Annotated in this window: 14 protein-coding genes; 8 read left to right on the plus strand and 6 right to left on the minus strand. The window is 60.6% G+C overall.

What is annotated here, in order from left to right; translation table 11 throughout:
* Nucleotides 1–84: 84 nt before the first annotated feature.
* Nucleotides 85–813 (minus strand): hypothetical protein, encoded by a 729-nt coding sequence (locus AC3ITA_RS12465; protein WP_095941897.1) that lies wholly within the window; start codon nt 811–813, stop codon nt 85–87.
* A 444-nt stretch (nt 814–1,257) separates the two neighbouring features.
* On the opposite strand from AC3ITA_RS12465, the gene AC3ITA_RS12470 reads away from it, so the two are divergent.
* The 8 genes from AC3ITA_RS12470 to AC3ITA_RS12505 all read left to right on the plus strand — a co-directional run bounded on the left by AC3ITA_RS12470 (nt 1,258) and on the right by AC3ITA_RS12505 (nt 7,934).
* The gene (locus AC3ITA_RS12470; RefSeq protein ID WP_489280472.1) at nt 1,258–2,106 is read left to right on the plus strand and encodes a transporter substrate-binding protein; all 849 of its coding nucleotides are present in this window, start codon (nt 1,258–1,260) and stop codon (nt 2,104–2,106) included.
* A gap of 51 nt (nt 2,107–2,157) precedes the next feature.
* Complete coding sequence (locus AC3ITA_RS12475; protein WP_353740840.1) at nt 2,158–2,820, plus strand: amino acid ABC transporter permease; 663 nt, start codon at nt 2,158–2,160, stop codon at nt 2,818–2,820.
* Between the two features lie 9 nt (nt 2,821–2,829).
* Nucleotides 2,830–3,492, plus strand: a complete 663-nt coding sequence (locus tag AC3ITA_RS12480; protein WP_489280473.1) for an amino acid ABC transporter permease — start codon at nt 2,830–2,832, stop codon at nt 3,490–3,492.
* Nucleotides 3,489–4,283, plus strand: a complete 795-nt coding sequence (locus AC3ITA_RS12485) for an amino acid ABC transporter ATP-binding protein (RefSeq protein ID WP_489280474.1) — start codon at nt 3,489–3,491, stop codon at nt 4,281–4,283. The genes AC3ITA_RS12480 and AC3ITA_RS12485 overlap by 4 nt, the downstream gene beginning before the upstream one ends.
* A gap of 30 nt (nt 4,284–4,313) precedes the next feature.
* Nucleotides 4,314–4,703 (plus strand): RidA family protein, encoded by a 390-nt coding sequence (locus tag AC3ITA_RS12490; RefSeq protein WP_150723638.1) that lies wholly within the window; start codon nt 4,314–4,316, stop codon nt 4,701–4,703.
* Nucleotides 4,704–4,847: 144 nt separating this feature from the next.
* Nucleotides 4,848–5,612: an IclR family transcriptional regulator gene (locus tag AC3ITA_RS12495; protein ID WP_095941901.1), complete on the plus strand. Its 765-nt coding sequence runs from the start codon at nt 4,848–4,850 to the stop codon at nt 5,610–5,612.
* A gap of 39 nt (nt 5,613–5,651) precedes the next feature.
* Complete coding sequence (locus tag AC3ITA_RS12500) at nt 5,652–6,869, plus strand: amino acid deaminase (protein ID WP_095941902.1); 1,218 nt, start codon at nt 5,652–5,654, stop codon at nt 6,867–6,869.
* A gap of 132 nt (nt 6,870–7,001) precedes the next feature.
* The gene (locus AC3ITA_RS12505) at nt 7,002–7,934 is read left to right on the plus strand and encodes a sugar kinase (protein WP_489280476.1); all 933 of its coding nucleotides are present in this window, start codon (nt 7,002–7,004) and stop codon (nt 7,932–7,934) included.
* Between the two features lie 28 nt (nt 7,935–7,962).
* Here the strand turns inward: AC3ITA_RS12505 and AC3ITA_RS12510 are convergent, their stop codons facing one another.
* The 5 genes from AC3ITA_RS12510 to AC3ITA_RS12530 all read right to left on the minus strand — a co-directional run bounded on the left by AC3ITA_RS12510 (nt 7,963) and on the right by AC3ITA_RS12530 (nt 15,285).
* Nucleotides 7,963–8,238, minus strand: coding sequence for a peptidylprolyl isomerase (locus AC3ITA_RS12510; protein WP_007898282.1), 276 nt, complete (start codon nt 8,236–8,238; stop codon nt 7,963–7,965).
* Between the two features lie 67 nt (nt 8,239–8,305).
* A complete protein-coding gene (locus AC3ITA_RS12515) occupies nt 8,306–10,843 on the minus strand; it encodes a PAS domain-containing hybrid sensor histidine kinase/response regulator (protein WP_489280477.1) in 2,538 nt (845 codons plus the stop codon).
* A gap of 190 nt (nt 10,844–11,033) precedes the next feature.
* Nucleotides 11,034–12,989: an acetoacetate--CoA ligase gene (locus tag AC3ITA_RS12520; protein WP_489280478.1), complete on the minus strand. Its 1,956-nt coding sequence runs from the start codon at nt 12,987–12,989 to the stop codon at nt 11,034–11,036.
* Between the two features lie 123 nt (nt 12,990–13,112).
* Nucleotides 13,113–13,886 (minus strand): 3-hydroxybutyrate dehydrogenase, encoded by a 774-nt coding sequence (locus tag AC3ITA_RS12525; protein WP_095941906.1) that lies wholly within the window; start codon nt 13,884–13,886, stop codon nt 13,113–13,115.
* 7 nt (nt 13,887–13,893) lie between these two features.
* Nucleotides 13,894–15,285 carry a GntP family permease gene (locus AC3ITA_RS12530; RefSeq protein ID WP_095941907.1) on the minus strand — a complete coding sequence of 464 codons (1,392 nt, stop codon included), beginning with the start codon at nt 15,283–15,285 and terminating at the stop codon, nt 13,894–13,896.
* Nucleotides 15,286–15,545: the final 260 nt, after the last annotated feature.

Here is a 15,545-nt window from a genome sequence, read left to right on the forward strand (position 1 = left end):
CGGGCAAGGACACGGGAACCGGATTGCGCATCAGCGTAGCGGCCCCACGTGCGTCCGACTGTGAACACATTGTTCGCAGGACTTTTACTGTTGAACGGGCAAAACAGTTTGTTTGACTGGATAGGCAAAAGACTCGGTGTTATCGATAGTCGCATAAACGGTCTGCTCATCTCCTGGCTTTATGGGAGCAGGAACGTTAGGAAAAGAACTGATGTATCGGTCTTCACTCCAGCGCGTTGTATATAAACCCATGAGATACGGGAGCAAGGTAGCCCCGGTATAAAATTCCCCAGGTGAAACAGAAAAAATGGTGGTGATGGAGGTTTTGATTGGAAAAAAGATCGCACTTGGATAAGTGCCACATAACGGATAGTTTGGATCGTTACGGGAGCATGTTGACGGTGGCTCCTGCCCGACGACCAGTTTGGTGGGCGGTGAGCTGATACCGTTTACAAATACCGAAAATGAAATGCCCTTTCCCGGCAGGTTTTGCAGATTCAATTGAGACATCGTGAAGTCGCCGTTAGACAGCGTGGATACCTGCTTCAAGATGACGCCATCACTGGTTACCGCCGTTACCATGAAAGGACCTGCAAACGTGGTTCCAACGATAGTCCCCGAAATGGATGTGGCACTTTTTGAAAGTGGTGTCGTGACACAAACTTCAGGGCCATTCTGGCCGATGAACTTTCCATTGACCAAGCTGCTGCATTCTTCGCTGACCGTGGAAACAGTCGCGTCGGGATCAACGTTGCAAGCTGTCAAACCCATTCCCAGCGTCGCGCAAAAAAATAAAGTTTTCGCCGTATTCATGTTCGATTCCCTTTGGTGTCGACAGTCAGATACGCCGCCAGTATTTCCTCGCCTACTCCGAAGCGTCTACTGTCATAGTTGACAGTAGTGATCAGTTTGTCCGGGTTTAAACAGATGTTTTTCAATGGGCACACAGCGTTCGGCTAGTGATGAGAAACGCTATGTGCCGAGGGTGGGATAGATCATTTTTTGATTGTCTTGAATTGGTTCATTGCGCGCTCGGTTGTGAACCAGATACCCGCCCTTTGTAGCCAACGGTAGCGGTCTGGATTCCGTGCGTTTGGTAACATTTTTTCCTGTTTGCACGCATCCCTCTGATTCAAAACAAATTTCATTCCCCCTCACATTCCCTTCACATCCTGTGGCACACTTTCTGCTGTCTATTCCGTTGTTACATACTTGGTTCCGGTATAGCGGAATAAACATTACCCTGGAGTGCTTGCCATGCATCGCCGACCTACCTTGTTCAAAGCGTGTGTTTTTCTGTTCGCGGCTTCTGCCGCTGCCATGGGCGTGGCCCAGGCAGCGGACAGCAAGCTCGATAGCGTTCTGGCCCGTGGCAAACTGATTGTCGGCACCGGCAGTACCAACGCGCCGTGGCACTTCCAGGGCGCGGACGGCAAGTTGCAGGGGTTCGATATCGATATCGGGCACATGATCGCCAAGGGTTTGTTCAACGATCCGACCAAGGTTGAGTACGTGGTGCAGTCGTCCGATGCGCGGATTCCCAACCTGCTGACCGACAAGGTCGACATCAGTTGCCAGTTCATCACCGTGACGGCCAGCCGCGCCCAGCAAGTGGCGTTCACCCTGCCGTACTACCGCGAAGGTGTCGGCCTGCTGCTGCCAGCGAACAGCAAGTACAAGGAAATCGACGACATGAGAGCCGCCGGTGACAGTCTCACCGTGGCGGTGCTGCAAAACGTCTATGCCGAAGAGTTGGTGCATCAGGCATTGCCCAAGGCCAAGGTCGATCAGTACGACAGCGTGGACCTGATGTACCAGGCGGTGAACTCCGGTCGCGCCGATGCCGCCGCCACCGACCAGTCTTCGGTGAAGTACCTGATGGTGCAGAACCCTGGCCGTTATCGCAGCCCGGCCTACGCCTGGAGCCCGCAGACCTATGCCTGCGCGGTCAAGCGCGGAGATCAGGACTGGCTGAACTTCGTCAACACCACTCTGCACGAAGCCATGACCGGTGTTGAGTTCCCGACTTACGCGGCATCGTTCAAACAGTGGTTCGGTGTAGACCTGCCTACCCCAGCCATCGGTTTCCCCGTCGAATTCAAATGATCCCGTGAGAGTGGGGCGCCGCTGAGCGCCTCGCTCAAGGTACTGCTGACCATGAACTATCAGTTGAACTTTGCCGCCGTGTGGCGCGATTTCGACACCTTGCTGGTGGGGCTCGGTATGGGCCTTGAACTGGCCCTGGTGTCGATCGCCATCGGCTGCGTGATCGGCCTGATGATGGCGTTTGCTTTGCTGTCGAAGCACCGCGCATTGCGGGTGCTGGCGTCGGTGTATGTCACGGTGATCCGTAACACGCCGATCCTGGTGTTGATCCTGTTGATCTACTTTGCGTTGCCGAGCCTGGGGATCCGGCTGGACAAGATCCCCTCGTTCATCATCACCCTGTCGTTGTATGCCGGGGCGTACCTGACCGAAGTGTTCCGTGGCGGTTTGCTGAGCATTCCCAAGGGCCTGCGTGAAGCCGGGTTGGCCATCGGCCTGGGCGAGTGGCAGGTCAAGGCCTACGTCACCGTGCCGGTGATGCTGCGCAATGTGTTGCCGGCGCTGTCGAACAACTTTATCTCGCTGTTCAAGGACACTTCGTTGGCGGCCGCGATTGCCGTACCGGAGCTGACCTATTACGCACGCAAGATCAATGTCGAGAGCTACCGGGTGATTGAAACCTGGTTGGTGACCACGGCGCTGTATGTAGCGGCCTGTTACCTCATTGCCATGATGCTGCGTTACCTCGAACAGCGTCTGGCGATTCGCCGATAGGAGGCCCCCATGTACGAATCCCCCAGTTGGTTGCTTGAGTTGTGGGTGGCGCGGGAAGTGCTGTGGCAAGGCTTCCTGACCAGTGTCCAGGTGTCGGTGCTGGCGATTTTGCTCGGCACGCTCGTTGGTGTCGTCACCGGTCTGGTGCTGACCTACGGCAAATTCTGGATGCGCGCGCCGTTTCGTTTTTATGTCGATGTGATTCGTGGCACGCCGGTGTTTGTGCTGGTGCTGGCGTGCTTCTACATGGCGCCGGCACTGGGCTGGCAGATCAGCGCCTTCCAGGCCGGTGCGCTGGGTTTGACGCTGTTCTGCGGCTCCCACGTCGCCGAGATCGTGCGCGGTGCGTTGCAGGCATTGCCGCGCGGGCAGATGGAGGCGAGCAAGGCCATCGGCCTGACGTTCTACCAGGCGCTCGGTTACGTGCTGTTGCCCCAGGCGTTGCGGCAGATCCTGCCGACCTGGGTCAACTCGTCCACCGAGATCGTCAAGGCCTCGACCCTGTTGTCGGTGATCGGCGTGGCGGAGCTGCTACTGAGTACCCAGCAGATCATTGCCCGGACGTTCATGACCCTGGAGTTTTACCTGTTCGCCGGTTTCCTGTTCTTCGTCATCAACTACGGCATCGAGTTACTCGGCCGGCACATTGAAAAGCGGGTGGCTTTGCCATGACTCAGACTCAAACCCATGCACAAAACGGCCAGCCGCTGCTGGATATTCGCGGGCTGCACAAGCGCTACGACCAGCTCGAAGTGCTCAAGGGCGTCGACCTGAGCATGCAGCGCGGCAACGTGGTGACGTTGATCGGCTCCAGCGGTTCGGGCAAGACTACGCTGCTGCGCTGCGTGAACATGCTTGAAGAGTTCCAGGGCGGGCAGATCCTGCTCGACGGTGAATCCATCGGTTATGACGAGGTCAACGGCAAACGCATTCGCCACGCGGAAAAAGTCATTGCCCGCCATCGCGCCATGACCGGCATGGCGTTCCAGCAGTTCAACCTGTTTCCGCACCTGACGGCGTTGCAGAACGTCACCCTGGGCCTGCTCAAGGTCAAGAAGCTGCACAAGGACGAGGCCGTGGCCCTGGCCGAGAAATGGCTGGAGCGCGTTGGCCTGCTGGAACGGCGCGATCACTTTCCCGGTCAGTTGTCTGGCGGTCAGCAGCAGCGCGTGGCGATCGCCCGGGCGATTGCGATGAACCCGAGCCTGATGCTGTTCGACGAAGTGACCTCGGCGCTGGACCCGGAACTGGTGGGCGAAGTGTTGAGCGTGATCAAGGGCCTGGCCGAAGACGGCATGACCATGCTGCTGGTGACCCACGAAATGCGCTTTGCCTTCGAGGTTTCGGACAAGATCGTATTCATGAATCAGGGGCGTATCGAAGAGCAGGGGCCGCCCAAGGACCTGTTCGAACGCCCGCAGTCGCCACGATTGGCGGAATTTCTCAAAAGTACCCGTTTTTGATCCTTCAATTTTCAATCAGGAGAAACACTCATGAGCATTACTCGTTACGGCACCGGCAGCACCGCCGCGGGCGGTCAGCCTCGCCCTTTCGCCCGCGCCGTTGAAGCCGATGGCTGGCTGCACGTGTCCGGGCAGGTGCCGGCGGTGGACGGCGAGATCATTACTGGCGGCATTGTCGAACAGACCCACCAGACCATGAAGAACCTGATCGGCATTCTGGAGGAGGCCGGTTATGGCCTGGAAGACGTGGTGCGTGCTGGCGTATGGCTGGAGGATCCGCGGGATTTCACCAGTTTCAACAAGGTCTTTTCCGAGTACTTCAAACCCGAGCACGCCCCGGCGCGGGCCTGTGTGCAGGCGAACATGATGGTCGACTGCAAGGTCGAGATCGACTGTATTGCCTACAAGAAAAAGGCCTGAACCGAGGTGGCTTCATCGCCAGCAGGCTGGCTCCCACATTTGGAATGCGTTTCCCTGTGGGAGCCAGCCTGCTGGCGATGGCGGCCTAACAGTCGCCGCCGCACTCTGGGTAAACTCCCGGCATTACGAATGGGAACCACTGAAATGACCGAAGACACCATCAAGCGCCGGGCACGCGGTCTGGACCGGGCGTTCGATATCCTCGATTTCCTCAAGGAGATCGGCCAGCCCCTGCGCCCGAACGACATCGCCAACGGCATCGGCAGCCCAAAATCCACGGTCTACGAACTGGTGGCCTCGCTGCTGGAACGACGGATCCTGGAGCCGGTGGGCAAGGACGGTCATGTCTACCTCGGTCGTCAGTTGTACTTTCTCGGGCAGGCACACCTGCGCCATTTCGACCTGACTCGCGAGGCCGATCACGCCTTGCAGGACATCGTCAGCCAGACCCATGAAACGGCGCAGATGTGCCTGCTCAACGGGCGAAAGTACACCGTTGCGCTGATGAAGGAGGGGGAGCGGCACTTCCGTATTTCCTCGGACATCGGCGAAAACGCGCCCATCCCCTGGACCGCATCCGGGCGCCTGCTGCTGGCGCACCTGAGCGACCAGGCAATCGTCGACCTGATCGACCACGACGACTTCATCCTGCCCGACGGCGAACGCTTGCCTCTGGAGCAGTTTCTCAAGGAAATCCGCCAGGCCGGTATCGATGGCTTCTTTTCCTTCGATAGCGTCGCCGACACCTTTACCCATTGCTTCGCCGCGCCGGTCAAAGACCCCAACGGCGTGGCCATCGCGACCCTGTGCATCGTCGCCCCACGGGCGGATGCGAAGAAAAACTACAACGACTATCGCCAGGTGCTGATCGAAAGCGCCAACAGCCTGGCCCGTCGCATCAACGAGTAACAGCGGCTGCCTGCGGCCGCGTGAACGAGGAGTTCGACCATGTCTTCTGCCCCCCATACTGCCAACGTCGACAAAGGCGCTGCCCCGATCGGTGCCAGCCTGGTGCGTGACGTCAGCCTGCCCGCGCTGGTACTGCACCGCGAGGCGCTGGAACACAACATTCGCTGGATGCAGGCGTTCGTCAGCGATAGTGGCGCGGAACTGGCGCCCCATGGCAAGACCAGCATGACCCCGGCGTTGTTCCGCCGCCAACTGGACGCCGGTGCCTGGGGCATCACCCTGGCGAGCGCCACGCAAACTCGCGCGGCCTACGCCCATGGCGTTCGCCGGGTGCTGATGGCCAACCAGTTGGTCGGCACGCCGAACATGGCGCTGATTGCCGACCTGCTGGCCGACCCGACGTTCGACTTCTATTGCATGGTCGACCACCCGGACAACGTCGCCGACCTCGGCGCCTATTTCGCCTCACGCGGCGTACGCTTGAACGTGATGATCGAATACGGCGTGGTCGGTGGTCGTTGCGGTTGCCGCAGCGAGCAGGAAGTGCTCGATCTGGCCAAGGCCATCGCCGCGCAACCGGCCCTGGCCCTGACCGGGATCGAGGGCTACGAAGGCGTGATCCATGGTGATCACGCCGTGACCGGCATTCGCGATTTCGCCGCGTCACTGGTGCGTCTGGCAGTGCAGTTGCAGGACAGCGGAGCCTTCGCCATTGCCAAGCCGATCATCACCGCGTCGGGGTCGGCCTGGTATGACCTGATTGCCGAGTCCTTCGAAGCACAGAACGCCGCCGGGCGTTTCCTCAGCGTACTGCGTCCGGGCAGTTATGTGGCTCACGACCATGGCATCTACAAGGAAGCGCAGTGCTGCGTGCTCGACCGTCGCAGCGACCTGCACGAAGGCCTGCGTCCTGCGCTGGAGGTGTGGGCACACGTGCAGTCGTTGCCGGAGCCGGGGTTTGCGGTGATTGCCCTGGGCAAACGCGACGTGGCCTACGACGCTGGTTTGCCGGTGCCATTGCTGCGTTACAAGGCAGGCGCCGTGCCGGCCAAAGGCGATGATGTGAGCGCCTGCAAAGTGACCGCAGTGATGGACCAACATGCGTTCATGACTGTGGCGCCGGGGGTTGATCTGCGGGTGGGCGACATCATTTCGTTCGGTACTTCGCACCCGTGCCTGACGTTCGACAAGTGGCGTGTCGGCTGCCTGGTGGATGAGCAACTGAATGTCATCGAGACCATGGAAACCTGTTTCTAAGGGTTTGAGACCGAGTTGCGGCCATCGCGAGCAAGCTCGCTCCCACAGGGGAATGCATCCCAATGTGGGAGCGAGCCTGCTCGCGATAGCGGCGGCCCAGACAACAAAGAAACACCAGAGACCCCCACAACAATGAACACCATCAACACCCTGGGCCCCAACATTCCACGCATCGCCCTGATCGGCGAATGCATGATCGAGTTGCAGCATCGCGCCGACGGCAGCCTGCAACAGAGCTTCGGCGGCGACACCTTGAATACGGCCGTGTACCTGTCCCGGGAGCTGGGAGAGGATGGTTCCGTGGACTACGTCACCGCACTGGGCGATGACAGTTTCAGCGACGCGATGTGCCAGAACTGGGCGGCCGAAAATATCGGGCTCGGCATGGTCCAGCGTCTGCCCGGACGGCTGCCGGGTTTGTATTGCATCCAGACTGACGCCGCCGGTGAGCGCCGCTTTCTGTACTGGCGCAACGAGGCGGCGGTACGCGATTGCTTCACCACCCCGGCCGCCGCGCCGATTCTTGCTGCGCTGCCGGATTACGATGTGTTGTATTTCAGCGGCATCACCCTGGCGGTACTCGGCGTGCAAGGTCGGGAAAAACTGCTGGAAACCCTGATCGAAGCCCGTCAGCGCGATGCGCGGATCGTGTTCGACAACAACTACCGGCCGCGGCTGTGGGCATCGCTCGAGGAGGCACAAACGGCGTATCGCCGTGTGCTGGCGCATGTCGACCTGGCGTTGCTGACGGTGGATGACGAACAGGCGTTGTTTGGTTATGCCGATTGTGAGGCGGTGTTTGCCGCGTACGAGCAGATCGGCACGCCGGAAGTGGTGCTCAAGCGCGGCGCCCAAGCGTGCCTGATTCGTTGTGATGGCGAGTCATTCGAGGTGCCGGCGCAGAAGGTCGAGCGGGTGATCGACACCACGGCGGCGGGGGATTCGTTCAGCGCGGCGTACCTGGCTTCGCGGCTCAAGGGCGGTAGCCCCGAAGACGCCGCCGAGGCCGGGCATCGGTTGGCGAGCCGGGTGATTCAGGTGCCGGGGGCGTTGATTCCAAGGTGAGCGGCGATGGCGCACTAAAGCCAACCGATCAATCCCGGTAAAACACCTGTACCAGGTGATACCCGAACTTGCTCTTGATCGGCCCATGCACCACCCGCAGCGGTTTCTTGAAGATCACCGCATCGATCACGCCAACCATCTGCCCCGGCCGCACTTCACCAAGATCGCCGCCGCGCTTGCCTGATGGGCAGGTCGAATATTTCTTGGCCAGCACATCGAACGCTTCACCCTTGGCGATGCGTTGTTTGAGCTGCTCGGCTTCTTCCGAGGTTTTCACCAGAATATGGCGGGCTTGAGCTTTCATGGGGCGGTTACCTTGCAACGGTGGTGGCTATGTGGGTGCTAGCGGGGGCGCGCGATTATGCCTCAACTCAGTCCGGTTGACTGATCATCGTGCGAATCTTGTTGGCCAGCAGGTCGATGGAAAACGGCTTGGCCACCATGTCCATGCCCTCTTCGAGAAAACCCTGGCGTTCGGCCGCGATCTCGGCGTAACCGGTCATGAACAACACCTTCAGTTCGGGACGGTGCTGGCGGGCGATTTCCGCCAGTTGGCGGCCGTTCATGCCCGGCAGCCCGACGTCGGTCACCAGCAGGTCCACCCGCAGGTCCGACTCCAGCAGCGGCAGGGCGCCCTTGGCATCTTCGGCTTCATGGGCGCGGTAACCGAGTTCCTTGAGCAGGTCCAGCACCAGCATGCGCACGGCCGCATCGTCCTCGACCAGCATCACGGTTTCGCCGGCAATCGCCGCAGGTGCCTCGCCGGCGACGGGCGACAGGACTTTTTCCGGCTCGCTCGAATGCAGGCGCGGCAGGTACACGCGCACGCTGGTGCCCCGTCCGGGCAGGCTGAACAGGCTGACGTGGCCCCCCGTTTGCTGGGCAAAACCGTAAATCATCGACAAGCCCAAACCGGTGCCCTGGCCGATGGGTTTGGTGGTGAAGAACGGGTCGAATGCCTTGGACAGCACCGTGGGCGTCATGCCGGTGCCGTTGTCGCTGACGGCAATCATCACATAGTCACCGGCCTTGACCGGTTCCAGGGTGGTGATGTCGCTACCGTCGAGGTACACATTGGCGGTTTCGATCTGCAGCTCGCCTCCATCGGGCATGGCGTCCCGGGCATTGATCACCAGGTTGAGCAAGGCGTTTTCCAACTGGCTGACATCGGTGCTGACCTGCCAGATGTCCTCGGCCAGTTGCAGTTTGAGTTCGATGTGGTCGCCCTTGGTACGCCTGAACAAGTCTTCGAGCGAATGAATCAACTCGTTGGGGTTCAGCGGCTTGCGGTTGAGCGACTGGCGCCGGGAGAACGCCAGCAAGCGATGGGTGAGGGCGGCGGCACGGTTGGCCGAGGACACGGCCGCCTCGGTGAACCTGCCTATCTCGCTGGTGCGGCCGTCGGCAATGTAGCGTTGCATCAGGTCGAGGCTGCCGATGATGCCGGTGAGCATGTTGTTGAAGTCATGGGCGATGCCGCCGGTAAGCTGGCCGACCGCTTCCATTTTCTGTGCATGACGCAGGGCGTCTTCGGCACGTTCGCGCTCAAACATCTCGTTTTGCAGACGCTCGTTGGCCTCGGCCAGTTGGCGGGTGCGGGCGGCAACCCGCTCTTCAAGGGTTTCGTTGAGGATGCGCAGGGCTTCTTCGGTCTTTTTGCGCTCGGTTTCGTCGATCACGAAGATGTAGAAACCGTTCACCGCGCCATCCGCGCCGTGGCGTGGCAGGTAATTCATCAAGGCCTGGCGGATGCTGCCGTCGCGGTGTGGTGTGCTGATGCTGAAACAGCAGGGCCGGCCGGACAGTGCCTCAATGATGTACGGGGCGCGCAGCGCATAGGCTTCTTCGCCAATCACTTCAAGAATGGTTCGCCCGTAAAGCTCTTGCGGCGTCAGCCCGTACCAGTCGAGGTACGCCGCATTGTTCAGGCGAAAGCGTTCTTCGCGGTCGACGTAGCTGATCAGGACCGGCATGGCGTTGATGATCAGTTGCAGCTCGGTCTGGCTCTGGCGCAGGGCCTGTTCGGTGTGTTTGCGCTCGGTCAGGTCCAAAGCGGCGCCGAGGAAGCGCATCGGCCGGCCGTGGTGGTCCTTGTAGCAGCGACCGCGGGCAAACACCCAGCGCATCTGGCCGTCGGTCTGCAGCAGGCGATATTCCTCGGCGTATTCGGTGCCGTGGGTGATGCAATGCTTGATGCTGCGGGCGATCAGGGCGCGGTCTTCGGGGTGTACGCCGTGCAGGTATTCACTGATCGGCAACTGACTGGCCATGATCGGGTCGATGCCGTGCAACTGGGCAAAATGCGCATCGGCGATGAAGCGGTCCTCGCTGATGTCCCAGTCCCAGGTGCCGACCGCATCGGTGGCGGCGAGGGCCAGTTGCAGGCGTTCCTCGGTTTCGCGCTGGGCCTTGAGGCTGGCCGCCGAGCGCTGTTCGAGTTCCAGGGCGATGCGCCGGCGTTCATTGGTTTCGATGGCGGTGACCAGAATCCCGGCCACCTCTGCGCCTTCATCGCGGATCGGGCTGTAGGTCAGGTCGAGCCAGACGTCAGATTCCCGTCCCCCGCGCTGCAGGGTAAAGCGCTGCTCGCTGTAGGTTCGCACCTGACCTTGCAGGACGGCGCTGTAGATCGGGTCGGTAAAGTCTTGCAACTCTGGCCAGATCAGGTGCGTCGGTTGACCAAAGGCGTGTGGATGCTTGCTTCCGGCGAGCAGGGCGAAGCCGTCGTTGTAGATCTGCGTCAGCTGTGGGCCCCATAGCAGCAGCATCGGCATCGGTGAGTGAATGACGATGTCCACGGCGGTTCGCAGGCTTTGTGGCCAAGTGCTGGCAGTGCCCAGCGGGCTGCTTGCCCAGTCGGTTCGGGCGATCAAGGCCTGGGCATCGCTGGCGGTGGGTGTTGCGTTCATCCGGGAGTCCTGCACATGAGTCGCTTTGGCTTGGACTATTCTTGCACAGGTGACAGGCACAGGTTGATTCAGAGGTCTGAGCGGTAAATGTGGGAGCGAGCCTGCTCGCGAAGAGGGCGATCCACTCAAAGTCAATGTCGCCTGACGCTACGCCATCGCGAGCAGGCTCGCTCCCACAGGTAATCTCATTTCAATCCATCAGTTCGGGCCGGTCGCGAAATTGCTCCAGCGCCTCGGGATTGGCCAGCGCATCAGTGTTCTTCACTTTCTGTCCATGCACCACATTGCGCACCGCCAGCTCAACGACCTTGCCGCTGATGGTCCGGGGAATGTCCGTGACTGCAACAATTTTCGCCGGCACATGACGCGGCGTGGTGTTGGCGCGAATCACCTGGCGGATCTGCTGTTGCAGGGCTTCGTCCAGTTCGAGCCCGTCGCGCAAGCGTACGAACAGCACCACCCGCACGTCGTCCTGCCACTGCTGACCGATGGCCACGCTGTCCAGCACCTGGGGGACTTTCTCCACCTGACGATAGATTTCCGCCGTGCCGATGCGCACGCCGCCGGGGTTGAGCACGGCATCCGAGCGACCGTGGATCATCATCCCGCCATGGGGCAGTTGTTCGGCGTAGTCACCCTGGGCCCAGACGCCGGGGAACAGGCTGAAATAGGATTGGCGCAGTTTCTCGCCATCGGGGTCGTTCCACAGACCAATGGGCATCGCCGGGAAATGACGGGTACAAACCAGTTCGCCTTTTTCGCCGATCACCGGCTGGCCCTCGTCGTTCCACACTTCGACGGCCATGCCCAGGCTCTTGCCCATGATTTCGCCGCGCCGCACGGGCGACATCGGGTTGCCGTTGACGAAGCACGAGACGATGTCGGTGCCACCGGACATCGAGGCCAGGCACACGTCAGCCTTGAAGTCGCGATAGACGTAGTCGTAACTGTGGGGCGACAGTGCCGAACCGGTGCAGAGCAACGTCTTGAGGCAGCTCAGGTCATGACTGACACGGGGTTTGATACCGCTGCTTTCCAGCGTCGCGAGGTATTTGGGGCTGGTGCCGAAGACGCTGATGCGTTCGTCGTCGATCAGGTCGATCAAACGTTGCGGCTCGGGGTGGAACGGTGAGCCGTCGTACAGCACCACGGAGCTGCCTGTCGCCAGCGCCGATACCAGCCAGTTCCACATCATCCAGCCGCAGGTGGTGTAGTAGAACAGCCGTTCACCGGGGCCGAGATCACCATGCAGGCCGTGCTCCTTGACGTGTTGCAGCAACACGCCGCCGGTACTGTGGATGATGCATTTGGGCACACCGGTGGTGCCGCTGGAGTAGAGGATGTACAGCGGATGGGCGAAGGGTACGGGGACGAAATCCGGTTCGCCGCCGGGTTCGTAGAAATCATCCCACAACGTCACGTTGGCCTGGGTGTGGAACTCTTCGATGTGTGCGTGTGGACGTGCGTAAGGCACGACGATCAGCTGTTGCAGCGAAGGCAGGCGCTCAAGGATCTCGTTGACCTTGGCGGTCTGGTCGATCTTCTTGCCGGCATAGTGGTAGCCGGCGCAGGTCACCAGCACTTTCGGTTCGATCTGGCCGAAACGGTCAACCACCCCCTGGGTGCCGAAGTCCGGTGAGGAGCAGGACCAGATGGCGCCAAGGCTGGTGGTGGCGAGCATGGCCACCAGGGTTTGCCAGGTGTTGGGCATGCACGCGGCGACCCGGTCACCCACACCGACGCCGGCCGCTATCAGACCGTTTTGAAAGCCGGCAACATGTTCCGCGAGTTCGGCCCAGGTCAAATGTTCACGCTGACCGTTTTCGCCAACGGCTATCACAGCGATCGCATCATCGCGACGTTGTAGCAGGTGTTCGGCAAAGTTCAGCGTTGCGCCGGGGAACCACTGGGCGCTCGGCATCCGCAGGCCTTCGAGCAGCACGGCGTCGGGTTGCTCGTGGAAGCGGATGTCGAAGAAATCGACGATGGCCTGCCAGAAGTCCGGGCGTTGCTCGATGGACCATTGGTGCAGGGCAGGGTAGTCGTCGATCTTGAGGTGGTGTCGCTGATTGATGAAGCGCCGGAAGGCCTCCATGCGGGTCTTGCCAATGCGTTTGGCGTCGGGTTGCCAGAGGATGTCGGACATGGTTTGCCTCTTTTTGTTGGCGAGTGCTGTGCACTCGATCGCGAGCAGGCTCGCTCCCACAAGGAGATGCGATCCCCTGTGGGAGCCTGCTCGCGAAGAACGATAACGCGGTCTGGCAGATGATTACTGCGCCAACCAACCACCATCAACATTCCACGCCGCGCCGCGTACCTGGCTGCCGGCTTCGCTGCACAAAAACAATACCAGTTCACCCAGTTGCGGCGGTGTCACGAACTCCAGTGATGGCTGCTTTTCAGCCAGCAGATCATGCTGCGCCTGCTGCGGGTCAACTCCACTGGCGGCACGATCATCAATCTGCTTTTGCACCAGCGGCGTCAATACCCAGCCAGGGCAGATAGCGTTGCAGGTGACCTGGGTGGTCGCGGTTTCCAGCGCGACCACTTTGGTCAGGCCGATCACCCCGTGCTTGGCGGCGACATAGGCTGACTTGCCCACCGAGCCCACCAGGCCATGCACCGAGGCAATGTTGATCACCCGGCCCCAGCCCTTGGCACGCATGCCCGGCAGGCTCAAGCGGGTGCTGTGGAACACCGACGACAGGTTGATGGCGATGATCGAATCCCAGCGCTCCACCGGGAACTCATCCACCGCCGCCACGTGTTGAATGCCGGCGTTGTTGACCAGGATGTCGACGCCGCCGAACTCGCGCTCGGCGTAGGCGATCATGTCGGCAATCTGTGCCGGATCACTGACATCGGCCGGGTGATGGCCGACCTTGCCGCCAAACTGTTCGACTTCGGCAATCACCTTGGAGGCATCGCCGAAACCATTGAGGATCAGGTTGGCTCCAGCCTTGGCCAGGCTGAGGGCGATCCCCAGGCCGATGCCGCTGGTGGAACCGGTGACCAGTGCGGTCTTGCCCGAAAGAGTCGTCATGAATACCTCACACAATGCCAGTGGCGTAGAAAGTGCCGATCACCACGAAAACCGCCAGGGTCTTGATCAGCGTAATACAGAAAATGTCTTTGTAAGCTTCGCGGTGGGTCAGGCCGGTGACCGCCAGCAGGGTAATCACCGCGCCGTTGTGCGGCAGGGTGTCCATGCCGCCGCTGGCCATCGCGGCGACCCGGTGCAGCACTTCCAGGGGAATGTTCGCCGCATGGGCGGCGCTGATGAACTGCTCGGACATCGCCGCCAGCGCGATGCTCATGCCGCCCGAGGCGGAGCCGGTGATGCCGGCCAGCAGGGTTACGGTAATCGCTTCGTTGACCAGTGGGTTGGGAATGCTCTTGAGCCAGTCGGCCAGTACCAGAAAGCCCGGCAAGGACGCGATCACGGCACCGAAACCATATTCCGAGGCGGTGTTCATTGCCGCCAGCAGCGCACCGCTGACCGCGCTTTTACTGCCTTCGGCCAGCTTGCGGCTGATCGCCTTGTAGCCGAACGCCAGGACCATGAGGATACCGACCAGCAAGGCTGCCTGGACCGCCCAGATCGCCGTGAGTTTGGCGATGTCCGTGGTCACCGGCGCGGCCATGCCCGGCAGCGCGAGGCTGTGGGTCTTGCCGTACACCTGTGGAATCCAGTGGGTGAACAGCAGGTTCATGATGCCCACCGCCAGCAGTGGCGAGAGCGCCAGCCACGGGTTGGGCAGCTTGAGGTCGGCGGCGGTTTCCGGTTCGTTGCGCAGGTCCGAACCATAACCTTCACCGGCACGCTGGGCCTTGTTGCGCTGGCGCTGCAGAAACAGCATGCCGGCGCAGAACACGAAGATCGTGCCGATCACCCCCAGCCACGGCGCCGCCCAGGCGGTGGTGTTGAAGAAAGTGCTGGGGATGATGTTCTGGATTTGTGGCGTGCCGGGCAGAGCGTCCATGGTGAACGAGAAGGCGCCCAGGGCAATGGTCGCCGGGATCAGCCGTTTGGGGATGTTGCTCTGGCGGAACATTTCTGCGGCAAACGGATAGACCGCGAACACCACCACAAACAACGAGACGCCGCCGTAGGTCAGCAGGGCGCAGACCAGCACGATCACCAGCATCGCCTGGCGGGTGCCGAGCAGGCGAATCGCCGCCGCGACGATGGAGCGCGAGAAACCGGACAGTTCGATCAGCTTGCCGAACACCGCGCCGAGCAGGAACACCGGGAAATACAGTTTGATGAAACCGACCATTTTTTCCATGAACACCCCGGTGAAAGCGGGGGCGACGGCAGACGGGTCGGTCAGCAGGACAGCGCCGAGGGCGGCAATCGGGGCAAAAAGGATAACGCTGTAGCCACGGTAGGCAGCCAGCATCAGCAGCGCGAGGGCTGCCAAGGCAATGATCACACTCATGGTGTGTCTCCTGGGTTGTTATTTTTGTTGGGTGAAACCTGGTAGGAGAGGCGTATAGCGAGTTTTGTGCCATCTTGTTAAGTTGTTGAAATATAAGGATATAGTTGATTGTTGTGGGCTGAGTTTGAATGTTTTGTCTCTAATCTGAGATTTCTGGCGCTAGTGCTGGCCTCATCGCGAGCAGGCTCGCTCCCACAGTTGACCGAGTTGATCGGTAGAGCGCCATCTCCTGTGGGAGCGAGCCTGCTCGCGAAGGTCTG

Source organism: Pseudomonas sp. GL_090, assembly GCF_057837765.1.

Excerpts from the sequence above, each read along its gene's own strand:
- AC3ITA_RS12465 (WP_095941897.1), bottom strand. The coding sequence starts at position 813 with ATGAATACGGCGAAAACTTTATTTTTTTGCGCGACGCTGGGAATGGGT.
- AC3ITA_RS12470 (WP_489280472.1), top strand. The coding sequence starts at position 1,258 with ATGCATCGCCGACCTACCTTGTTCAAAGCGTGTGTTTTTCTGTTCGCG.
- AC3ITA_RS12475 (WP_353740840.1), top strand. The coding sequence starts at position 2,158 with ATGAACTATCAGTTGAACTTTGCCGCCGTGTGGCGCGATTTCGACACC.
- AC3ITA_RS12480 (WP_489280473.1), top strand. The coding sequence starts at position 2,830 with ATGTACGAATCCCCCAGTTGGTTGCTTGAGTTGTGGGTGGCGCGGGAA.
- AC3ITA_RS12485 (WP_489280474.1), top strand. The coding sequence starts at position 3,489 with ATGACTCAGACTCAAACCCATGCACAAAACGGCCAGCCGCTGCTGGAT.
- AC3ITA_RS12490 (WP_150723638.1), top strand. The coding sequence starts at position 4,314 with ATGAGCATTACTCGTTACGGCACCGGCAGCACCGCCGCGGGCGGTCAG.
- AC3ITA_RS12495 (WP_095941901.1), top strand. The coding sequence starts at position 4,848 with ATGACCGAAGACACCATCAAGCGCCGGGCACGCGGTCTGGACCGGGCG.
- AC3ITA_RS12500 (WP_095941902.1), top strand. The coding sequence starts at position 5,652 with ATGTCTTCTGCCCCCCATACTGCCAACGTCGACAAAGGCGCTGCCCCG.
- AC3ITA_RS12505 (WP_489280476.1), top strand. The coding sequence starts at position 7,002 with ATGAACACCATCAACACCCTGGGCCCCAACATTCCACGCATCGCCCTG.
- AC3ITA_RS12510 (WP_007898282.1), bottom strand. The coding sequence starts at position 8,238 with ATGAAAGCTCAAGCCCGCCATATTCTGGTGAAAACCTCGGAAGAAGCC.
- AC3ITA_RS12515 (WP_489280477.1), bottom strand. The coding sequence starts at position 10,843 with ATGAACGCAACACCCACCGCCAGCGATGCCCAGGCCTTGATCGCCCGA.
- AC3ITA_RS12520 (WP_489280478.1), bottom strand. The coding sequence starts at position 12,989 with ATGTCCGACATCCTCTGGCAACCCGACGCCAAACGCATTGGCAAGACC.
- AC3ITA_RS12525 (WP_095941906.1), bottom strand. The coding sequence starts at position 13,886 with ATGACGACTCTTTCGGGCAAGACCGCACTGGTCACCGGTTCCACCAGC.
- AC3ITA_RS12530 (WP_095941907.1), bottom strand. The coding sequence starts at position 15,285 with ATGAGTGTGATCATTGCCTTGGCAGCCCTCGCGCTGCTGATGCTGGCT.